The sequence below is a fragment of the Pseudomonas sp. B707 genome (assembly GCF_022496685.1).
Taxonomy (GTDB): Bacteria; Pseudomonadota; Gammaproteobacteria; order Pseudomonadales; family Pseudomonadaceae; genus Aquipseudomonas; species Aquipseudomonas paraglycinae.
The window spans coordinates 34,912-55,135 of record NZ_WTVE01000034.1 but is presented as its reverse complement, the minus strand read 5'-3'; the positions used below and the strand labels follow the sequence as shown (position 1 = coordinate 55,135).

The following is a 20,224-nucleotide window of genomic DNA, read 5'->3' as shown; positions in this document are numbered from 1 at the left end:
CCTGCGACACCCCGCCGCGCCACGACCTTGGTCGACACTGACTAACCGTCGCGCCCGTGCGAGACTGTCTGACCGGGCGCGAGTCCGGTCGTTTTCTGTCGGGAGTGTTCCATGTCGTTGTCCACCGGGCTGATCGCCGCAGTCGCCCTGGCCTATATGGCCATCATGTTCGCCATCGCCTTCTACGGCGACCGTCGCAGCGCACCGCTGCCGCCACGGGTGCGCGCCTGGGTGTACAGCCTGTCGCTGGCGGTCTACTGCACCAGCTGGACGTTTTTCGGCGCGGTCGGTCAGGCGGCCGAACAGCTGTGGTCGTTCCTGCCGATCTACCTGGGGCCGATCCTGCTGCTGCTCGGTGCGCCGTGGGTGCTGCAGAAGATGGTGATGATCAGCAAACAGGAGAACATCACCTCCATCGCCGACTTCATCGCCGCCCGGTACGGTAAATCCCAGTCGTTGGCGGTGGTCGTCGCGCTGATCTGTCTGGTCGGCGTTCTCCCTTATATAGCCTTGCAACTCAAAGGCATTGTCCTCGGCGTAAACCTGCTGATCGGTGCCGGCGCCGACGCCATGGGCACCCGCGCCCAGGACACGGCGCTGATCGTGTCACTGGTGCTGGCGCTGTTCACCATCGTTTTCGGTACGCGCAACCTCGATGCCACCGAGCACCACCGGGGCATGGTGCTGGCGATTGCTTTCGAGTCTCTGGTCAAACTGTTCGCCTTCCTCGCCGTCGGCGCCTTCGTCACCTACGGGCTGTATGACGGCTTCGACGACCTGTTCAATCAGGCGATGCTCGCCCCGCGCCTTGAGGAATACTGGAAAGAAACCATCAACTGGCCGTCGATGGTGGTGCAGACCGGCGTGGCGATGATGGCGATCATCTGCCTGCCCCGGCAGTTCCACGTGACGGTGGTCGAGAACATCGACCCGCAGGATCTGCGCCTGGCCAAATGGGTGTTCCCGGCCTACCTCGCACTGGCCGCGTTGTTTGTCGTCCCGATCGCCCTGGCCGGTCAGATGATGCTGCCCAGCTCGGTCATCCCCGACTCTTTCGTTATCAGCCTGCCATTGGCCCAGGCTCACCCGGCGCTGGCGATGCTGGCGTTTATCGGCGGTGCATCGGCCGCCACCGGCATGGTGATCGTGGCGAGTGTGGCGCTGTCGACCATGGTCTCCAACGACATGCTGTTGCCGTGGCTGCTGCGCCGCAACAATGCCGAGCGGCCGTTCGAAGTTTTCCGCCAGTGGATGCTCTCGGTGCGCCGGGTCAGCATCGTGGTGATTCTGTTGCTGGCTTACGTCAGCTACCGCTTGCTCGGATCGACCGCGAGCCTGGCGACCATCGGCCAGATCGCTTTCGCGGCAGTCACTCAACTGGCCCCGGCGATGCTCGGCGCGCTGTACTGGAAACAGGCCAACCGCCGCGGCGTGTTCGCCGGCCTCGCCGCCGGCACGTTCCTGTGGTTCTACACCCTGATCCTGCCGATCGCTGCGCGCAGCCTCGGCTGGTCGCTGGACAGTTTCCCCGGGCTCGCCTGGCTGCACAGCAACCCGCTGAACCTGCCGATCACCCCGCTGACCCAAGGCGTGGTGCTGTCGCTGGCGGGCAACTTCACGTTGTTTGCCTGGGTATCTGTGCTGTCGCGCACCCGGGTGTCGGAGCACTGGCAGGCCGGACGTTTTATCGGTCAGGAGATCAGCGCACGGCCGAGCGCCCGCTCGATGCTGGCGGTGCAGATTGATGACTTGCTGCAACTGGCCGCGCGGTTTGTCGGTGAAGAACGCGCGCGGCAGAGCTTCATCCGCTTTGCCTATCGCCAGGGCAAAGGCTTCAACCCGAATCAGAACGCTGACGGCGAATGGATCGCCCACACCGAGCGATTACTGGCCGGTGTCCTTGGCGCCTCTTCGACGCGAGCTGTAGTAAAAGCCGCCATCGAAGGTCGGGAAATGCAGTTGGAGGACGTCGTCCGGATCGCCGACGAAGCCTCGGAAGTGCTGCAGTTCAACCGTGCGCTGCTGCAAGGCGCCATCGAAAACATTACCCAAGGCATCAGCGTGGTCGACCAGTCGCTGAAACTGGTGGCCTGGAACCGGCGCTATCTGGAACTGTTCAACTATCCGGACGGTTTGATCAGCGTTGGCCGACCGATTGCCGACATCATTCGCCACAACGCCGAGCGTGGTTTGTGCGGCCCCGGTGAAGCAGAAGTTCATGTCGCCCGGCGCCTGCACTGGATGCGTCAGGGCCGCGCCCACACGTCTGAGCGGCTGTTCCCCAACGGCCGGGTGATCGAGCTGATCGGCAACCCGATGCCCGGCGGCGGTTTCGTCATGAGTTTCACCGACATCACCGCGTTCCGCGAAGCCGAGCAGGCTTTGACCGAGGCCAACGAAGGGCTGGAGCAACGGGTCAGCGAACGGACGCAGGAACTGTCGCAACTCAACGTCGCGCTGACCGAAGCCAAGGGCAATGCCGAGGCGGCCAACCAGTCCAAGACCCGTTTCCTCGCCGCCGTCAGCCACGATCTGATGCAGCCTCTGAACGCCGCACGGCTGTTCTCTGCCGCCCTCTCCCATCAGGAAGACGGCCTGAGCGGCGAAGCGCAGAAACTGGTGCAGCATCTGGACAGCTCGCTGCGTTCGGCCGAAGACCTGATCAGCGATCTGCTGGACATTTCCCGTCTGGAAAACGGCAAGATCAACCCGGATCGCAAGCCGTTCGCGGTCAATGAGCTGTTCGATATTCTCGGCGCGGAGTTCAAGGCGCTCGCCCAGGAACAGGGCTTGAGCTTCCGGGTACGCGGAAGTCAGTTACGCATCGACAGCGACATCAAACTGCTGCGGCGCATTCTGCAGAACTTCCTCACCAACGCATTCCGCTACGCAAAAGGCCCGGTACTGCTGGGCGTGCGTCGACGAAAAGGCGAAATCTGTCTGGAAGTGTGGGATCGCGGGCCGGGGATTCCGGAGGACAAACAGCAAGTGATCTTCGAGGAATTCAAACGCCTCGACAGCCACCAGACCCGCGCCGAAAAAGGTCTGGGCCTGGGTCTGGCGATCGCCGATGGTCTCTGCCGCGTGCTCGGCCATACCTTGCGCGTGCGCTCATGGCCGGGGCGCGGCAGCGTGTTCAGTGTCCGCGTACCGTTGGCCAAAGCGCAGACGGTACAGCCGGCGGCGGCGGTGGAAATCAATGGCAAATTGCACAGCGGCGCGCAGGTGCTGTGCATCGACAACGAAGACAGCATTCTGATCGGCATGAACAGCCTGCTCACGCGCTGGGGCTGCCAGGTCTGGACCGCACGCAACCGCGAAGAATGTGCGGCACTGCTCGACGACGGCGTGCGGCCACAATTGGCATTGGTGGACTATCACCTTGATCACGGCGAAACCGGCACCGATCTGATGGCCTGGTTGCGCACAAGGCTGGGCGAACCGGTGCCCGGCGTGGTGATCAGCGCCGACGGGCATCCGGAAACCGTGGCCCAGGTTCACGCAGCGGGGCTGGATTACCTGGCCAAACCGGTGAAACCGGCGGCGTTGCGGGCGTTGTTGAGTCGCTATTTGCCGCTCTAGCAGAGCGGCTTATTCAGGCAGTTCGACCAGGCCGTCGGCATCGGTCATTGCGCGCTCCAGCAGGTCTGCGGGCAGGCTTTTGCTGGCCCGCGCGCCGAGCAGCTTGAGCTGTTCGCTGCGGCTGACCAGGTTGCCCCGCCCTTCCGTCAGCTTGTTGCGCGCCGCGCTGTAGGCCTTGTCCAGTTGCTGCAAGCGATTGCCGACTTCGTCCAGATCCTGAATGAACAGCACGAACTTGTCGTAAAGCCAACCGGCGCGCTCGGCGATTTCCCGGGCGTTCTGGCTCTGGCGCTCCTGCTTCCACAGGCTGTCGATGACTCGCAAAGTGGCCAGCAGCGTGGTCGGGCTGACGATCACGATGTTGCGGTCGAAGGCCTCCTGAAACAGCGTCGGCTCGGCCTGCAACGCGGCGGAAAACGCCGCTTCGATGGGCACGAACAGCAAGACGAAATCGAGACTGTGCAAACCTTCCAGACGTTTGTAATCCTTGCCGGCCAGGCCTTTGACGTGGCTGCGCAAGGACAGCACGTGCTGCTTCATGGCGATCTGGCCGATGGCATCGTCGTCCGCCGCGACGTATTGCTGATACGCGGTGAGGCTCACCTTGGAGTCGACCACCACCTGCTTGTCGCCCGGCAGATAAATGATCACGTCCGGCTGGAAACGCTCGCCGTCCGGGCCCTTGAGATTGACCTGGGTCTGGTACTCGCGGCCCTTCTCCAGCCCGGCATGCTCAAGCACACGCTCGAGAATCAGCTCGCCCCAGTTGCCCTGAGTCTTCTGGCCCTTCAGGGCGCGGGTCAGGTTGGTCGCTTCGTCGCTGAGGCGCAGGTTCAGTTGCTGCAAACGCTCCAGCTCCTTGGCCAGCGAAAAACGCTCGCGGGCTTCGGCCTGATAGCTTTCCTCGACGCGTTTTTCGAACGACTGGATGCGTTCCTTCAAAGGATCAAGCAATTGGCCGAGGCGCTGCTGGCTGGTTTCGGCGAAGCGTTGTTCGCGCTCATCGAAGATCTTGCCGGCCAGTTCGGCGAACTGTGCGCGCAGCTCGTCACGGGAACCTTGCAGGTCATCCAGGCGTTGTTGATGGCTTTCCTGTTGCTCGCGCAATTCGGCATTCAGCGAAGCCGCTTGGGCGTCCAGGCGCCGTAACTCGGCTTCTTTGTTGGCGCGTTCGAGGTTCCAGGCATGGGCAGCGTCACGGGCATCATCGCGCTCGATCTGCAACAGCTCGACTTCCCGGCGCACGGCCGCGAGATCAGCTTGTTTGGAGGCGTTGGCCTGGCCGAGATCGGCGATTTCATCGCGGCAGGCTTCAAGTTGAGCAGTGAGGCCGTCTTGGGCCATTTGTGCCATGGCCAGCCGCTCTTCGAGCAAGGCGACTTCAGACTGGTTCTGACTGGCCCGGCGTTGCAGTTGCCAGGCCAGCGCCAGCAGCGGCACGGCCGCGCCTGCCAGCCCCAGCAGGATGCTGGTCAAGTCCATCGCCATAGTGATTCCCGCCGATCCGATAAAGCCTGAAGGTTAACCAAGGCGTCTGGTCTTGGACAGCTCAGTCTTCGATCAGGCCGAGTTCCTGTTGCGCGCGGCGGTCACCGGCGCGGGCGGCCTGACGCAACAGGTCCTGGCCGATCCGGCGATCCCGGGCATTGCCGCACTCGCGGCACATCAACTGGCCGAGGCGACTTTGCGCGGCGACCACCCCTTCCCGGGCCGGTTGCTTGAGCAGGCGGCCGGCGAGGTGCTTGGCATTCTGGCTATCGCCCAGGCGCGGGCTGTCCAGCAGCCATTCGGCCACGCGCACGGAAAATCGCTTGGGAGCGGTAACACGAAGGGGTTGGGAGGTAACAGATTCTGGAGCTGAACGAAACTTCATAAAGCACTGTGGGACAGATCGGAAGGCGCGCCACTCTACTCTTTTTTTCGCACAGGTAAAGTCGAAAAAAACCCGGCACGCCCGTGCTAGAGCAAGCGCTCGGGACAATCCACAGAAGCTGTGGATAACTCAGTGGACAACCGCCCTCCAGTCGCCGCAAAGCCTTGTGGAATGGGGCTCGCAGTCAAACTGACGATTTTTTCACCAGTTAAAAAAAGCGATGTTTTTCATTGACTTAAACTTTCGATGCAGGCAGCCATCAGGGTCAGGATCGTTGTGACAGCGCCGTTACAGTCCGCGCAACTAATGTGCACAAGTACCTGTTACGCGGTTATATCGATGCGCCTTTTCGGGTCGTTTTGGCATTCGGACTGGGGATAAGCGCCTGCGCCGAGCGTTCGCATCTGTCGGGTAGTGGCGACCGACGGTCGTTTAGCAAGCCAGATCGGGGCAGGCGCGGAGTTCGGGCACCGCGCCCGGGAATTTTTTTGATGACCGGGTTTGCCTTCTTCAGACCGTTCCGTTAGTATCCGCGGCGTTAGTACCAAGCTGAAAGTCAATTCCGGTCGAACAAACCCCCACAGTCAAGTTTCTCTTACATAGACCTTCACTGAAAAAAGCGGGATCGACCCCTCGATGGTTTCCAGGTAAATCTTGCGACGACACAGTCTTTGAATCGAATGCAAAGAGTGTTGCGAAGACCACTTACTCTGACCGAACCAACCTGCAAATTGATCAGGATCTTCACCAAGGGCCCAGAACCTCTGCCCTCGATGTGTTGCCTGTCCTCCTAAGTACCTACCTGCCAGCCCAAGCGCGCCAACTTTTATAGCGCTCGAACTGGCTGCCTTGTTCCAGTCGGGTTCTTCGCTCGACCAATGGTGGTTGACGTTACTGGAACGTTTTAACGTTGCACGGTTCTTATCCGTGTCATTTGTAGGAACACCTAATAACTATGTCGACTCAAATCCAGACTCAGGATGCCATTCGCACCCTAACCAACGCTTTTGCCCCAATGAACTGCCTGATCATGGCCGCTCGCAAAGGCTGCTTCAGCTTCACCGTGGTCAATGAACACGGGATCGCCCGCCACAGCGAGCGTCTGTACCCCGATCAATACTCCAGCGCCGAACCGCTGCAGGCCGTGATTGATCGCACCCGTCAGGCATTGATCGCCTGAGAGGCCGAAATGGCTGCAAAAGCAAAAGCCCCGCTGAGAACGCGGGGCTTTTTATTGCCCGATGTTTCACTTCTGTCACTTTCTGCCTAATCACTAACCGATATAACGGTTATAACGCCTCGCCGGAAATATTTTAAAAACAGGCCTTTACGTCGCGAATATGACACTACACTTCAACTCAAGCGGCGTGATCCGCTTCCGGCGAGCCTGAGTCGATCCACAGCTGCCAAGCTCCCCTTCAGGTCTCGCCGCCCGATAACAAGATCCGAGGGTTTTATGGGTATCGCTGCCAGCGAACTGTGCCGCTACGTGATCCGTCCCACGCTGATCTACCTGGGACGCCACTGCGCAACTGCCGAATCCCTTCTGCTGGGCATTGCTGCCAGCCAGTCCGCCCTCGGTTCCGCCCTGCATGACCGCCGTGGCCACGGCCTGTACCGGATTGCCGAACACCGTCACCAGGCCCTCTGGGATCATTACCTGGCGCTGGACCCGGAACGCGCCAGCCTGGTTCGCGGCCTCGCCAGCCAACATGCATTTCTCAGCGGGCCGCACCTCGAACTGACGGTCAACCTGCGTTACGCCACGGCCATTGCATGGCTTCTGGTGGAAGAACAAAACCCCATCCTCCCCGAGCCGGACGATCTGCTGGGCATGGCGCGCATCTGGCGTCAGACCTTCCAGCCTCAAGGTCGTCTGCGCGATTTCACCTGCGCCTGGCAAACCTGTGTTTCACCGCTGAATCAGGTCGCTTGCTGACCCGCCGGTTTCACAACATCGCCCAACGGGTCGCGAATCTGGTCGGATTGTCCTACAAAACCGCTCTAACTCAAGGCATACGGACTATAGCGCTGGGACGAAAATGTTGGTAATTTTCGCCCCGGTGATCACCAGGAGTTCTAATAATGAAAAAAGTCATGCTCAAAACCACCCTTAGCCTTGCCGTAACCGTGGCATCCACCCAGATCTTCGCAGCTGGCTTTGCCATCAACGAACACAGCATCAGCGGGATGGGGACTGGGTACGCCGGGCGATCTTCTTCTGCCGACGACGCAAGCACTGTTTACGGCAACCCTGCCGGCATGTCGCGCATCACGCGCGAACAAGTCACTGGCGGTGTTGCATTCCTCGACGCAAAAACCGATATCAGCGATGGCAGCTCCAGCCCTAACGGCGGCAGCAACAAAGGCGATATGGTGCCCTTCACCTCCGTACCTATGGGCTACTACGTCAAGCCGATCGACGAGCATTGGGCATTCGGCCTGGGTGTGTACGTACCCTTCGGCCTGATCACCGACTATGAAAACGGCTTCGCCGGCCGTTACTTCGGCAGCAAGTCAGAAGTCAAGATCATCACCTTCCAGCCAACGATCAGCTACAAGTTCAACGATGTCGTGTCGATCGGTTTCGGCCCGACCATCAACCGCATCGACGGGTCGCTGGAATCCAACCTGTCGATTACCCAGGCACTGCCGGACGGCAAGGTCAAGATCAAGGGTGACGACACCGCGCTGGGCTACAACATCGGCGTGCTGGTACAAGCTACCGATACCACTCGCCTGGGTCTGACTTACCACTCGAAAGTCGACTACAAGCTCGAAGGCAACACCAAGGTCAACTACGGCGCACTGGCGGCAGTCGGTCTGGGTGCCAACCAGAAGTACGACGCTTCGCTGAAGATCACCACGCCAGAATCCGTGGACCTCTCGGTCACTCAGGCGATCAACGATCGCTGGAACGTCTACGCCGGTACCACCTGGACCCGCTGGAGCCAGCTGGAAAAGATCACCGTCAAGAACTCCGGTGTACAGCCGCTGCTGGCTGGCCAGTTCGGCGAAATTACCGAAGAACAGAACTGGCATGACACCTGGGCTTACGCCATCGGTACGTCCTACCAGCTGAATAAGGAATGGGTACTGCGTACCGGTCTGACGTTCGACCAGTCGCCGACCAACAACGTCGACCGTTCGCCACGCATCCCGACCGGCGACCGGACCATCTTCAGCATCGGTGCCGGCTGGAGCCCGACCGAAGACCTGACCATCGACGTTGCCTACTCGTACCTGAAGGAAGAGAAGGTCAACATCCGCAACGAAAACGATCGCGGCCAGACCTACAACTCCCAGTATGAAAACTCGGCAAATGGCTTCGGTGTCGGCGCAACCTACCGCTTCTGATGCTGTACGGCGAGGCTGAGCTCCTTACCATTTGAGGCCTCGCCCATTAAAAAGCCCCGCTCTCTTCACAGAGGCGGGGCTTTTTGATGGGCGTCGATCAGGGTTTCAGCGGCTGGGAGGCAATGGCTTTCTCGATGGCTGCGAGAAATTCCGGATCATCCGGTTTGGTCAGGCTGGAGAAATTGGCGATCACCTTGCCCTGGCGGTCGATGACGTATTTGTAGAAATTCCACTTCGGTGCGCTGCTCTGTTTAGCCAGCACCTGGAACAGGTGAGTCGCATCGTCACCCCGGACCTTCTGTGGCTCGGTCATGGTAAACGTCACGCCGTAGTTGGCGTAGCAGACCTTGGCGGTCTCGGCGCTGTCCTTGGACTCCTGCTTGAAGTCATTGGAGGGCACGCCGAGCATTTCCAGGCCTTGGGCCTTGTAGCGCTGATTGAGCGCTTCCAGGCCCTCGAACTGCGGCGCGAAACCACAGAAGCTGGCCGTATTGATCACCACCAGCGGTTTGTCGGCGTAGCGCTGACACAGGTCGATGGATTCCTTGGCCCGCAACTTAGGCAACGAACCTCGCAACAGATCCGGACAGTCCGCGGCCTGGGCCAGTCCGGTCAACGCCATCAGCAACGCGGGAACAGCACACCAGCGCTTGAGCATGTCGGGCATCCTTGAGCAATCGTCAGACCTCGACGTTACTCGCCCTCCCGCCGGTCTAGCAAGCACCCATGCCCAACTGCATCAGCGCCAGCCCGCCCTGATGCCAGCCCCACCACACCAGCGCCAGCAACGCGGCGCCGAGTGCGGTGACGACGATCTGCGGCCAGAAACGGTTCATGCAGCGCTCGCACGCGGTTGCAGGCGCTCGACCGGACGCTCGCGCACCGGCCAGTTCAGCGCTGCCGCCAACAGGCTCAAAAGAATCGCTACTTGCCAGATCAAGTCATAACTCCCGGTCCGGTCATACACCACCCCGCCCAGCCAGCCACCGAGGAACGACCCCAACTGATGGAACAGGAACACGATACCGCCGAGCATGGACAGGTTTCGCACGCCAAACAAGGTTGCCACCGTACCGTTGGTCAACGGCACCGTCGACAGCCACAGGAAGCCCATGGCCATGCCGAAGAGATAGGCCGAGGTCGTCGTCACCGGCAGCCACAGGAACAGCACGATCACCACGGCGCGCAGCAGATAAAGTCCGGTCAGCAGACGCGGTTTAGACATGCGCCCACCGAGCCAACCGGCGGTGTAAGTACCGAAGATGTTGAACAGACCGATCAACGCCAGCACGGTGGTGCCGACACTCACCGGCAGATGCTGATCGACCAGATACGCAGGCAAGTGCACGCCGATGAACACCACCTGAAATCCGCAGACGAAGAAGCCGAACGCAAGCAGCCAGAACCCGGAGTGCGAACACGCCTCGCGCAGGGCTTCGGACAGGGTTTGTTCATGGCCGAGCACCGGCAGCGGCTTGTCCTTGAGCATGCTCACCAGCGGCACGATCAGCGCCACCAGCAAGCCCAGCACCAGCAACGCCGCCGACCAGCCGAGCCAGCCGATCAGCCCGAGGGTACCCGGCAGCATGGCGAACTGGCCGAAAGAACCGGCAGCACTGGCGATGCCCATGCCCATGCTGCGTTTCTCCGGCGGCACAGCGCGGCCGACCACGCCGAGGATGACCGAGAACGAGGTGCCGGACAGACCGATGCCGATCAGCAAACCGGCGCTCAGGGACAGACCCAACGCCGTTTCCGACAGCCCCATAAACACCAGGCCCAAGGCGTAGAGCACACCGCCGATCAGCACCACTTTTGCCGCGCCGAAGCGGTCGGCCAGTGCGCCGGTGAACGGTTGCGCCAGGCCCCAGATCAGATTCTGCAAGGCGATGGCAAAGGCGAACACTTCACGGCCCCAGCCGAACTGGGCACTCATCGGCGACAGAAACAGCCCGAAACCGTGCCGCACGCCCAACGACAACGCCAGAATCAGCGCACTCCCCAGCAACACCCAACCGCACGTACGCCACATCGAACTCATTGTTATTCTCCAGTCGCGGGTATATACCCGCTTAGATTCGGAAAAAACCGGCCCTCAGGCCAGTTCATCCAATAGCCGCAGCAAGGTTTCACGCTTCTCGGCACCCAGCCGGTCGATCAACCGCTGTTGCGCCGCTTCCCAGGCCGGCAGGGCTGCTGCCAGGCGTTGTGCACCGGTTTCGGTGAGCCGGACGATGCGGTTGCGCATGTCCTCGCCCTCGGCCAGCGCCACCAGGCCCTCGCCTTCCAGCACCCGCAAATTGCGCCCGAGGGTGCTGCGATCCAGGCCCATCGCTTCGGCCAGTTCGGAAATGCTCGGCTGATCCAGCCGCTGCAGGTTGCACAGCAAAGAATACTGGGCAACGTTGATCCCGAAGCCGTCGAGAGCGCCGTCGTAATGCCTGCTGACGCCACGCGCGGCGCGACGCAGGTTGGTGCACAAACACTGAGAAGGAAGCATGATGCGTGTATATACCCGCGACTGTGTTAAATCAAGTTACAGATCAAAGTTACTTATCAAAACAAGGCCAGCCCGACCAGCACTGACATCTCCAGCAATTCCAGCAACGCACCGGCCGTATCACCGGTGGTTCCGCCCAATCGCCGCAGCATCAAATGCCGCAGCCAGATGAACACGACGACCGCCAGCAGCAACGCCACGAAGGCGCTGAACCCGGCGATCACCACGCATACCGCTGCACTCACCGCCAGCACCTGCCAACCCGTCTTGCGCGGCAGATGATCGGCCAGCGCCTGTCCCAATCCACCGGCCCGCACATAAGTCGTGGTGAGGAACAGTCCGAGCAGCGCCGCACGCCCGATCAGCGGCACGATGATCAACGCCATGCCCTGCTGTTGTTCGATCAAGGCCAGCAACGCGGCGAACTTGAGCAGCAACACCAGCACCAGCGTCACCACCGCGATCGGCCCGCTGCGCGGATCCTTCATGATCGTCAGCGTGCGCTCGCGATCACCGAAACCGCCGAGCCATGCATCGGCGCTGTCCGCCAGGCCATCAAGGTGCAACGCGCCGCTGAGCAGCACCCACACCGCCAGCAACAGCGCCGCGTGCAACAGCAATGGCGCGCCCGCCAACGCAATGTTCAGCGCCCACAGAATCACGCCGAACAGCAAGCCCACCAGCGGATAAAACAGCAGCGACCGGCCAAGTTGTTCGGGCGTCGGCATGCCCGGCAGACGAATCGGCAGGCTGCTGAGAAATTGCAGGGCAATCCACAGGGGCAGCATCTCAGCACACTTCCCTGAGCGAACCGTCGGCCTCGACGATCAGCGAAAACAGCGCGCCGTGGCCGACTTCGACATTGAGCAGTTGTTCACGGGGCAAACCACGGGCCCGCGCCAGCAACAGACGCATGACGCCGCCGTGGCTGACCAACAACACCCGCTCGCCCGCGTGCGACGCATGCAGTCGCATCACCGCCGCCATCACCCGCGCAGAAAAATCGCTGACCGGCTCCCCCTGCGGCGGGGTAAAAACATAGGGATCAGCCCAGAACAGCCCGAGCGCTTCGGCATCAGTCTGCATCAGCGCCGCCGCGCTCTGCCCTTCCCAGGCACCGAAATGCAGTTCTTGCAGATTCTTGTCCAGAGACACCGGCAGATCCCGTTGCGCGCTCAACTCTTCAGCAAACCGCGCGCAACGCTGCAACGGCGAACTGACCAGCCGATCCCACGGCCCCTGCCCGTTCACCGCCTCGCGCATCTGCGCCCAGCCTTTTTCGGTCAATGCATCGTCGAGGCTGCCGCGCAGGCCGCCGCCGAGTTCGGTTTCACCGTGGCGCAGCAGATCCAGACGCAAGGTCATGCCGGACGATCCGCCACCGCAGCTTCGGCGAAGGTCGCCATCTGCCCGTGCAGGTCACAGGCCAGACGCAGCAACGGCACCGCCAGCGCCGCACCACTGCCCTCGCCCAGACGCAGACCCAGTTCCAAAAGCGGTTCAGCGCCAAGGGTTTCCAGTACATGACGATGACCCGGTTCGGCCCCGCGATGTCCGAACAGCAGCCACTCACGGCACGCCGGATTCAGGCGCACCGCCACCAGCGCGGCGACCGTGCAGATAAAACCGTCCACCAAAACCGCCACACCTTCCTGCGCACAGGCCAGATACGCGCCGACCAAAGCCGCAATCTCGAAGCCGCCGAGATTGAACAGAGTCTGCAGTGCATCACCGCGCCGTGCCGCATGCAGCGCCAGCGCGCGCTCGATCACCTGCGCCTTGTGGCTGACGCCTTCGGCATTCAGCCCGGTGCCAGGACCGGTCAAATGCGCCACCGGGCAATCGAGCAGCGCACAGGCCAGCGCACTGGCGGCAGTGGTGTTGCCGATGCCCATTTCACCGCCGATGAACAATTGCGCACCAGCAGCCTTCGCGCGCAGCACGCTGTCACGGCCGCCCTGCAAGGCGAGTTCACCCTGGGCCCGAGTCATCGCCGCGCCCTTGGCGAAATTCGCCGTGCCCGGGCCGATGTTCAGGTGACGCACGCCCGGAAGATTCAGCGACGGGGTCACTGTGCCCAGATCCACCACTTCCAGCTGCGCGCCAAGTTGCCGCGCCAGCACGCTGATCGCCGCGCCGCCGCTGACGAAATTCAGCAGCATCTGCCCGGTGACCTCCTGCGGAAATGCGGAAACCCCTTCGGCGACAACACCGTGGTCACCGGCAAAAATCGAAATCCAGACCTGATCGAGTGTCGGTTTGACCTGGCCCTGCAATCCGGCCAGTTGCACCGCCACCGATTCAAGCTGACCGAGCGAGCCGGCGGGTTTGGTCAATTGCTGCTGACGCGCCGCCGCGTTTTCAACGGCGTCCGTATCCACCGGTTTGCACGGGTTCAGCCACCAGGCTTGGGTCATAACGCAGGTCCTTTCAGAGTCAGAGGCAGGCCGGCGACCGTCAGGACGACTCGCTGACAACGCTCGGCCAGAGCTTGATGCAGCCAACCGGCTTCATCGACGTAGCGGCGAGTCAATTCGCCCAGCGGCACGACACCCATTCCGGTCTCGTTGCTGACAAAAATGATTTCACCCGGCAGCGACGCCAGGCATTCGAGCAGGGCTTCGCGTTCGGCGGCGAGGCGTTCGGCGTCGTCGAGCATCAGCAGATTGGTCAGCCACAGCGTCAGGCAATCCACCAGCAGGCAACGCTCGGCACTGGCGGTTTCGCGCAGGACACGGGCCAGTTCCAGCGGTTCTTCGATCAGCCCCCATTCAGCGGGACGGCGGGCGCGATGATGAGCGACACGCTCATTCATCTCGCCATCCAGCGGCTGGCTGGTAGCGATGTATGTCACGGCCAGCGCGCTGTCAGTGGCGAGTTTTTCGGCGAGGCGACTTTTGCCGGAGCGGGCGCCGCCGAGGATCAACTGGAGCATGGGGAGATTCCACAGAGTTCACGTAACAGCCCGGTATCCAGGTGCTTCTCCACCAGATCCGCCAGCCGCTCGATATCGCGTTCGCGCAGGCCGTGGTAATCCACTTCCTGTACATCGTTCAGGCCGGCCCAGCGCAACAGCGCCGCACTGGCCGCCGGCGATTCGAACAGGCCATGCAGGTAGGTGCCGAAAATCTGCCCGTCGAGACTTTGCGCGCCGTCGCAACGACCGTCGTCCAGATGCACAGCAGCATTTTCCAACGCAGTTCCTGTCGTCACGCCGGCATGAATTTCATAACCGCTGACCTCGGCATCTTCCAGCGCCAGACGCCCGCGCACGTTGCGCAATTGCTTCTCGGCTTCGAGCTGCGTTTCAAACGCCAGCAGCCCCAGACCGGCGCTGGAACCTGGCGCGCCTTCAAGGCCCAGCGGATCGTGCACCTGCTCGCCGAGCATTTGCAGACCGCCGCAGATCCCCAACAGCTTGCCGCCGTAACGAAGGTGACGGCGGATGGCCGATTCCCAACCATTGGCGCGCAGATACGCCAGGTCACTGCGCACGCTTTTCGAGCCCGGCAGGATGATCAGGTCGGCGGGTGGAATTGTTTGTCCGGGCCCTACGAATTGCAGATCCACCTGTGGATGCAGACGCAGCGGATCGAAATCGGTGTGGTTGCTGATGCGCGGCAGCACCGGCACCACCACTTTCAGGACTTGCTCGGCCTTATCGGTCTGGCGCTGGTCGATGCCGTCCTCGGCTTCCAGATGCAGGTCCATCACGTACGGCAGCACGCCCACCACCGGTTTGCCGGTGCGCTGTTCCAGCCAGTCGAGGCCCGGTTGCAGCAAGGCGATGTCGCCGCGAAAACGGTTGATGATGAAGCCTTTGACCCGCGCCTGTTCGCTCGGCGACAGCAGTTCCAGCGTGCCCACCAGATGGGCAAACACCCCGCCACGATTGATATCGGCGATCAGCAGCACCGGACAATCCACCGCTTCGGCGAAGCCCATGTTGGCGATGTCGCCGGCACGCAGATTGATCTCGGCTGGCGAGCCCGCACCTTCGACCATCACCAGCGGATAGGCGGCGCTCAAGCGCTCGTGGGAAGCGAGCACGGCCTGCATGGCGATGGCTTTGTAGTCGTGATAGGCGACGGCGTTCATGCTGGTGACCGCGCGGCCGTGGATGATGACCTGGGCGCCGGTGTCGCTGTTGGGCTTGAGCAGCACCGGATTCATGTCGGTGTGCGGTTCGAGAAACGCCGCCTGGGCCTGCACCGCTTGCGCGCGACCGATCTCGCCGCCGTCGGCAGTCACCGCGCTGTTGAGCGCCATGTTCTGCGGCTTGAACGGCACCACGGCAACGCCCTGGCGGGTGGCCCAGCGGCAGAGCGCCGTCACCAGCGTGCTTTTGCCGGCGTCGGAGGTAGTGCCCTGCACCATTAATGTGGTCATGCTGGTTTTTCCATGGAGCAATGCTTGGCGAATGCTTGCAGGGCTTGCTCAAGGCGCGCCTCGTCGGCGGCATCGGCGGGCAGCCCGAAACGCAGGCTGCTGTTGTGCGCGAACAGGCGCAGAAGAATGCCGCGGCGGGCCATGAATTCGTGCAGCGCGGCGGCCTGTTCGGTGATCAGCCACTGAAACAGCGCGCAGCCGCCCTGCGGTTTGAAGCCGTGCCGCTCAAGCAGCGCAGCCAGCCGTTCGCTGGCCTCGTCGCTGCGGATGCGCTGGCGGGTATGGCCTTCGGTGTCGCGCAGACAGGCCTGGCCGAGTACCCGGGTCGGCCCGCTGACTGCCCAGGGCCCGACCTGTTCGGCCAGCAACCTGAGCAACTTGCGCTCGGCCAGCACGAACCCCAGCCGCACACCGGCCAGACCGAAAAACTTGCCGAACGAACGCAGCACGATCAACCCCACTTGATGCGCATGCGGGGCAAGGCTCAACTGCGGCGTGTTGTCCATGAACGCTTCATCGACCACCAGCCAGCCGCCGCGCTGGGCCAGCCGCGCGTGCCAGTCGAGCAGACGCGCCGGGGTCAGGTTCAGGCCTGTTGGATTGTTCGGATTGACCACCACCAGCACGTCGAGGCTGTCGAGAAAGAAATCGACTTCCTGCTCCAGCACCTCACGCACGATATAGCCGCTGCGCCGCCAGGCTTCGGCATGCTCGGCGTAACACGGTGAGAGCACACCGACCTTACCGGCGCGGCGCAATCGCGGCAGCAGTTGAATGGCCATCTGCGAACCGGCCACCGGCAGCACTTGGCTGGCACCGTAATAATCGCAGGCGGCCTGCTCCAGACCGTCATCGTTTTCCGGCAGGCGCGCCCACGCCCGCAGCGGAATCTCCGGGACCGGAAACGGCCACGGCGCAAGACCCGTGGACAGGTCGAGCCAGTCTTCTTCCGCGATGCCGTATTCGAGCGCCGCCCTGCGCAACCGGCCACCGTGCTCAAGCATAGAATTCAGCCCCCACGCAGAGAATCAGCAGCCATAACCATACCCCGCGCTGGACCAATTGCCAGCCGCGATCAATGGAATCGGCATCCGCCTGCACGCCCTCGCCCAGTTGCGGACGCTCGTGCAGCTCGCCGTGGTAAATCGCCGGACCGCCCAGCTCGACGCCCAAGGCACCCGCCCCGGCGGCCATCACCGGGCCGGCGTTCGGGCTGTCCCATTTCGGCGCCTGGGTGCGCCAGCATTTCAACGCCTGTCGGGTCTTGCCCAGCAAGGCGTAGGTCAACGCCACCAGCCGTGCAGGAATGTAGTTGAGGACGTCGTCGATTTTTGCCGCTGCCCAGCCGAAACGCTCGAAGCGTTCGTTGCGATAGCCCCACATCGCGTCGAGCGTATTGCTCAGACGATAGAGCACCACGCCCGGCGCACCGGCCACGGCAAACCAGAACAGCGCGGCGAACACCGCATCGCTGCCGTTCTCCAGCACCGATTCAGTGGCGGCGCGGGCGACGGCGGTGCTGTCCAGCTCATCGGTCTGACGGCTGACCAGATAACCCACACGCTTGCGCGCCTCCTCCAGATCATCGGCGCGCAAAGCCTTGGCCACCGGCTCGACGTGCTCACCCAGGCTGCGCATGCCGAGGGCGCAATACAGCGCAAGAATCTCGACGACCCAGCCCACATACGGCGCCCAGGAAAACGCCGTGACCAGCAGGGTCAGCGGCAACACCGCGATCACCCACGCGGTGACACCATGGCTGCGCCAACCACGACCAGCGCTATTGAAGCGTTGCTCGATGCGCCCGGCGAAATTGCCGAACGCCACCAGCGGATGCCAGCGTTTCGGTTCACCCAGCAGCGCATCCAGCGCAACCGCGGCGACACTCAACAACGCCACACTCATTGACTCACTCCCCAAAAATTTTCATACAGCAGCTCATTGAGCGGACGCGCCTGCGCCCACCCTTCGAGTACCAGCATCGGCGCCGGATAGAATTCCTTGACCGGCCCCAGGCAAAGCACCGCCAGCGGCTTGGCCCCGGCCGGCAGTTTCAGCAGATCGGCCAGCGCCTGTGGCTCGAACAGCGACACCCAGCCCATGCCCAGGCCTTCGGCACGCGCGGCGAGCCAGAGATTCTGGATTGCGCAGGACAACGACGCCATGTCCATTTCCGGCAGCGTGCGACGACCGAAAATATGCCGCTCGCGATCGTCCATCAACGCCGCGACCAACACTTCGGCGCAGTCGTTGATGCCTTCGACCTTGAGCTTCATGAATTCGTCACTGCGCTCGCCGAGGGCTTCGGCGGTGCGCACGCGCTCCTCTTCAACAAGGTTCTGGATCTGGCCACGTAGCGCGCGGTCGCTGATACGGATGAAGCGCCACGGCTGCATCAGGCCGACACTCGGCGCCTGATGCGCGGCTTCAAGCAAACGGCGCAACAGTTCAGGCTCGACCGTGCCGCCGCTGAAGTGGCGCATGTCGCGGCGTTCGGCGATGGCGCGGTAGACCGCTTCGCGCTCGGCGTCAGTGAAGGCGTTGTCGGTCATGGCACCAACAGTGCGGCAATCGCCGACGGATTCGACGGGAAGTAAAAATGCACGTACGACGCGGTCATCCGTCCTTGCCGATACACCGCTTCGGCACCGCGCCCGCCGTTGGGGCTGTGGCCACGGGCAATCGGCGTCAGTTCGGTGGTGGTCAGGGAATGGTGATAGGTGTGGCCGCGCAGCATGCCTTCCGGCAGGTCGACCTCTTGCAGCGCCAGTGCGGCGAGGCGCTTTTGCATCACGGCGTCGCCACTCAACAAGCCGACCAAATCAGCGCGGGTGCCTTCGACATCGGTCAGTGAGTCGAGCAGGTAGAGCATGCCGCCACATTCGGCAAGCAGCGGTTTGCCAGCGGCGTGATGCGCGCGGATCGCTTCGAGCATGTCGGCGTTCTGCGACAAGGCAACGTGGTGCAATTCCGGATATCCGCCGGGCAGGTACAAGCTGTCGGCATCGGGCAATTGCGTATCGCGGATCGGCGAGAAGAAACTCAACTCGGCACCCATCGCCCGCAGCAGATCGAGACTGGCGCCGTAGGTAAAAGCGAAGGCTTCGTCGCGGGCGACGGCAATTCGTACGCCTTCTAGTAGTTTTTCTGTCTCAACGATTGCTGGCGCGGCGAACTCCACGGCGGGTGGCAGCGCTACCTCGCAAGTGCCGGCCAGCGCTTCGGCGGCGGCGTCGAGGCGCACATCGAGGTCATTGAGTTCGCTGGCCTGCACCAGCCCCAGATGACGGCTCGGCAGTTCGATCCCGGTTTCCCGGGACAACGCGCCGTACCAGCGCAGGCCTTCAGTGAGGCTACCTTCCAGCAACTGCGCATGGCGCACCGTGCCGACACGATTGGCCAGCACGCCGGCGAACGGCAGATCCGGCTGATAGCGCGCCAGGCCTAGCGCCAGTGCGCCGAAGGTCTGGGCCATGGCCGTGCCGTCAATCACGCCAAGTACCGGAACGCCGAAATGCCGCGCCAGATCGGCGCTCGACGGCGTGCCGTCGAACAGGCCCATCACGCCTTCGATCAGAATCAGATCGGCTTCAGCGGCGGCTTCCCACAACAGGCGACGACTTTCCTGCTCGCCGACCATCCACATGTCCAGTTGATAGACCGGCGCACCGCTGGCGCGCTCAAGGATCATCGGGTCGAGAAAGTCCGGGCCGCATTTGAATACGCGAACCTTGCGCCCCTGATTGCGATGCAGACGGGCCAGCGCGGCGGTGACGGTGGTCTTGCCCTGGCCGGAGGCCGGTGCGGCGATCAGTACCGCCGGGCAGTGACGTGGTTGATTCAAAGTTCGACGCCTTTCTGCGCTTTGATGCCGGCCTGGAAGGCGTGCTTGATCATGCCCATTTCGGTGACGGTGTCGCCCATCTCGATCATTTCCGGCTTGGCAGCGCGGCCGGTGACGATCACGTGCTGCATCGGCGGACGCGCTTGCAGATCGCTGAGCACCTGATCCAGATCGAGGTAACCGTGCTTGAGGGCGATGTTCAGTTCATCGAGCACCACCAGACCGATCGACGGATCACGCAGCAGTTCGCGGGAGACTTCCCAGGCCGCTTCGGCGGCGGCGATGTCGCGCTGGCGGTCCTGGGTTTCCCAGGTGAAGCCCTCGCCCATCACATGAAAACGCACTTGCTCGGGGAAGCGGCGGAAGAACAGTTCTTCGCCGGTGCTGTTGCGCCCCTTGATGAACTGCACCACGCCGCACTGCATGCCGTGGCCCATGGCGCGCGCGAGCATGCCGAATGCCGAGCTGCTTTTGCCTTTGCCGTTGCCGGTCAGCACCAGCACCAGACCGCATTCGTCTGGCGAATTGGCGATGCGCTCGTCGATCACGGCTTTTTTGCGCTGCATGCGCGCCAGGTGGCGCTCGTCGCGTTCGGGGGAATCAGTCATGGGGGAGCTCTCCGTTGAGGCTGGATAACGGCGGGCAGGCACAAGAATAGACGGCAACAAGCCTGGCATCG

General features: G+C 62.4%; 20 protein-coding genes. 4 read left to right on the top strand and 16 right to left on the bottom strand.

Features of this window, described 5'->3' with window-relative positions; all coding sequences use genetic code 11:
• Positions 1 to 111: 111 nt before the first annotated feature.
• The gene (locus GQX66_RS24900; RefSeq protein WP_085747055.1) at positions 112 to 3,582 is read left to right on the top strand and encodes a hybrid sensor histidine kinase/response regulator; all 3,471 of its coding nucleotides are present in this window, start codon (positions 112 to 114) and stop codon (positions 3,580 to 3,582) included.
• 9 nt (positions 3,583 to 3,591) lie between these two features.
• On the opposite strand, the gene rmuC is transcribed toward GQX66_RS24900, so the two are convergent.
• Together rmuC and GQX66_RS24890 are read right to left on the bottom strand one after the other, a co-directional pair.
• Complete coding sequence (gene rmuC / locus GQX66_RS24895; RefSeq protein ID WP_165369556.1) at positions 3,592 to 4,956, bottom strand: DNA recombination protein RmuC; 1,365 nt, start codon at positions 4,954 to 4,956, stop codon at positions 3,592 to 3,594.
• Positions 4,957 to 5,131: 175 nt separating this feature from the next.
• A complete protein-coding gene (locus GQX66_RS24890; RefSeq protein WP_085747057.1) occupies positions 5,132 to 5,455 on the bottom strand; it encodes a hypothetical protein in 324 nt (107 codons plus the stop codon).
• Positions 5,456 to 6,410: 955 nt separating this feature from the next.
• On the opposite strand from GQX66_RS24890, the gene GQX66_RS24885 reads away from it, so the two are divergent.
• From GQX66_RS24885 to GQX66_RS24875, 3 genes are all read left to right on the top strand, one after another.
• The gene (locus tag GQX66_RS24885; RefSeq protein ID WP_007950419.1) at positions 6,411 to 6,635 is read left to right on the top strand and encodes a hypothetical protein; all 225 of its coding nucleotides are present in this window, start codon (positions 6,411 to 6,413) and stop codon (positions 6,633 to 6,635) included.
• A 276-nt stretch (positions 6,636 to 6,911) separates the two neighbouring features.
• The gene (locus GQX66_RS24880; protein ID WP_011333151.1) at positions 6,912 to 7,394 is read left to right on the top strand and encodes a hypothetical protein; all 483 of its coding nucleotides are present in this window, start codon (positions 6,912 to 6,914) and stop codon (positions 7,392 to 7,394) included.
• Between the two features lie 146 nt (positions 7,395 to 7,540).
• Positions 7,541 to 8,812 (top strand): outer membrane protein transport protein, encoded by a 1,272-nt coding sequence (locus tag GQX66_RS24875; protein ID WP_085747058.1) that lies wholly within the window; start codon positions 7,541 to 7,543, stop codon positions 8,810 to 8,812.
• A gap of 97 nt (positions 8,813 to 8,909) precedes the next feature.
• Here GQX66_RS24875 and GQX66_RS24870 read toward each other — a convergent pair whose 3' ends face one another.
• Genes GQX66_RS24870 through cobO form a run of 14 tightly spaced genes read right to left on the bottom strand, consistent with a single transcriptional unit; the run spans position 8,910 to position 20,153 of the window.
• The gene (locus GQX66_RS24870) at positions 8,910 to 9,470 is read right to left on the bottom strand and encodes a glutathione peroxidase (RefSeq protein ID WP_102687988.1); all 561 of its coding nucleotides are present in this window, start codon (positions 9,468 to 9,470) and stop codon (positions 8,910 to 8,912) included.
• Between the two features lie 55 nt (positions 9,471 to 9,525).
• A complete protein-coding gene (locus tag GQX66_RS28530; RefSeq protein ID WP_007950415.1) occupies positions 9,526 to 9,648 on the bottom strand; it encodes a hypothetical protein in 123 nt (40 codons plus the stop codon).
• Entirely contained in the window at positions 9,645 to 10,853 is a 1,209-nt protein-coding gene (locus GQX66_RS24865) for an MFS transporter (RefSeq protein ID WP_102718415.1), read from the bottom strand. The genes GQX66_RS28530 and GQX66_RS24865 overlap by 4 nt, the downstream gene beginning before the upstream one ends.
• Before the next feature lie 54 nt (positions 10,854 to 10,907).
• The gene (locus GQX66_RS24860; RefSeq protein ID WP_007950413.1) at positions 10,908 to 11,312 is read right to left on the bottom strand and encodes a MarR family transcriptional regulator; all 405 of its coding nucleotides are present in this window, start codon (positions 11,310 to 11,312) and stop codon (positions 10,908 to 10,910) included.
• Between the two features lie 56 nt (positions 11,313 to 11,368).
• Complete coding sequence (locus GQX66_RS24855; protein ID WP_240871926.1) at positions 11,369 to 12,100, bottom strand: adenosylcobinamide-GDP ribazoletransferase; 732 nt, start codon at positions 12,098 to 12,100, stop codon at positions 11,369 to 11,371.
• Between the two features lies 1 nt (position 12,101).
• Positions 12,102 to 12,677: an alpha-ribazole phosphatase family protein gene (gene cobC / locus GQX66_RS24850; protein ID WP_240871925.1), complete on the bottom strand. Its 576-nt coding sequence runs from the start codon at positions 12,675 to 12,677 to the stop codon at positions 12,102 to 12,104.
• Complete coding sequence (gene cobT, locus GQX66_RS24845; RefSeq protein WP_236189134.1) at positions 12,674 to 13,729, bottom strand: nicotinate-nucleotide--dimethylbenzimidazole phosphoribosyltransferase; 1,056 nt, start codon at positions 13,727 to 13,729, stop codon at positions 12,674 to 12,676. The genes cobC and cobT overlap by 4 nt, the downstream gene beginning before the upstream one ends.
• Positions 13,726 to 14,247 carry a bifunctional adenosylcobinamide kinase/adenosylcobinamide-phosphate guanylyltransferase gene (gene cobU / locus GQX66_RS24840; protein WP_102687982.1) on the bottom strand — a complete coding sequence of 174 codons (522 nt, stop codon included), beginning with the start codon at positions 14,245 to 14,247 and terminating at the stop codon, positions 13,726 to 13,728. The genes cobT and cobU overlap by 4 nt, the downstream gene beginning before the upstream one ends.
• Positions 14,235 to 15,701 carry a cobyric acid synthase gene (locus tag GQX66_RS24835; RefSeq protein WP_240871924.1) on the bottom strand — a complete coding sequence of 489 codons (1,467 nt, stop codon included), beginning with the start codon at positions 15,699 to 15,701 and terminating at the stop codon, positions 14,235 to 14,237. The genes cobU and GQX66_RS24835 overlap by 13 nt, the downstream gene beginning before the upstream one ends.
• A complete protein-coding gene (gene cobD / locus GQX66_RS24830; protein ID WP_039769822.1) occupies positions 15,698 to 16,705 on the bottom strand; it encodes a threonine-phosphate decarboxylase CobD in 1,008 nt (335 codons plus the stop codon). Before cobD ends, GQX66_RS24835 begins: the two co-directional genes overlap by 4 nt.
• The gene (cbiB, locus tag GQX66_RS24825; RefSeq protein WP_240871923.1) at positions 16,698 to 17,606 is read right to left on the bottom strand and encodes an adenosylcobinamide-phosphate synthase CbiB; all 909 of its coding nucleotides are present in this window, start codon (positions 17,604 to 17,606) and stop codon (positions 16,698 to 16,700) included. The genes cobD and cbiB overlap by 8 nt, the downstream gene beginning before the upstream one ends.
• Positions 17,603 to 18,253 (bottom strand): 5,6-dimethylbenzimidazole synthase, encoded by a 651-nt coding sequence (gene bluB / locus GQX66_RS24820; RefSeq protein ID WP_085747066.1) that lies wholly within the window; start codon positions 18,251 to 18,253, stop codon positions 17,603 to 17,605. Before bluB ends, cbiB begins: the two co-directional genes overlap by 4 nt.
• The gene (locus tag GQX66_RS24815) at positions 18,250 to 19,545 is read right to left on the bottom strand and encodes a cobyrinate a,c-diamide synthase (RefSeq protein ID WP_085747067.1); all 1,296 of its coding nucleotides are present in this window, start codon (positions 19,543 to 19,545) and stop codon (positions 18,250 to 18,252) included. Before GQX66_RS24815 ends, bluB begins: the two co-directional genes overlap by 4 nt.
• Positions 19,542 to 20,153, bottom strand: coding sequence for a cob(I)yrinic acid a,c-diamide adenosyltransferase (gene cobO / locus GQX66_RS24810; RefSeq protein ID WP_007950401.1), 612 nt, complete (start codon positions 20,151 to 20,153; stop codon positions 19,542 to 19,544). The genes GQX66_RS24815 and cobO overlap by 4 nt, the downstream gene beginning before the upstream one ends.
• Positions 20,154 to 20,224 lie beyond the last annotated feature (71 nt).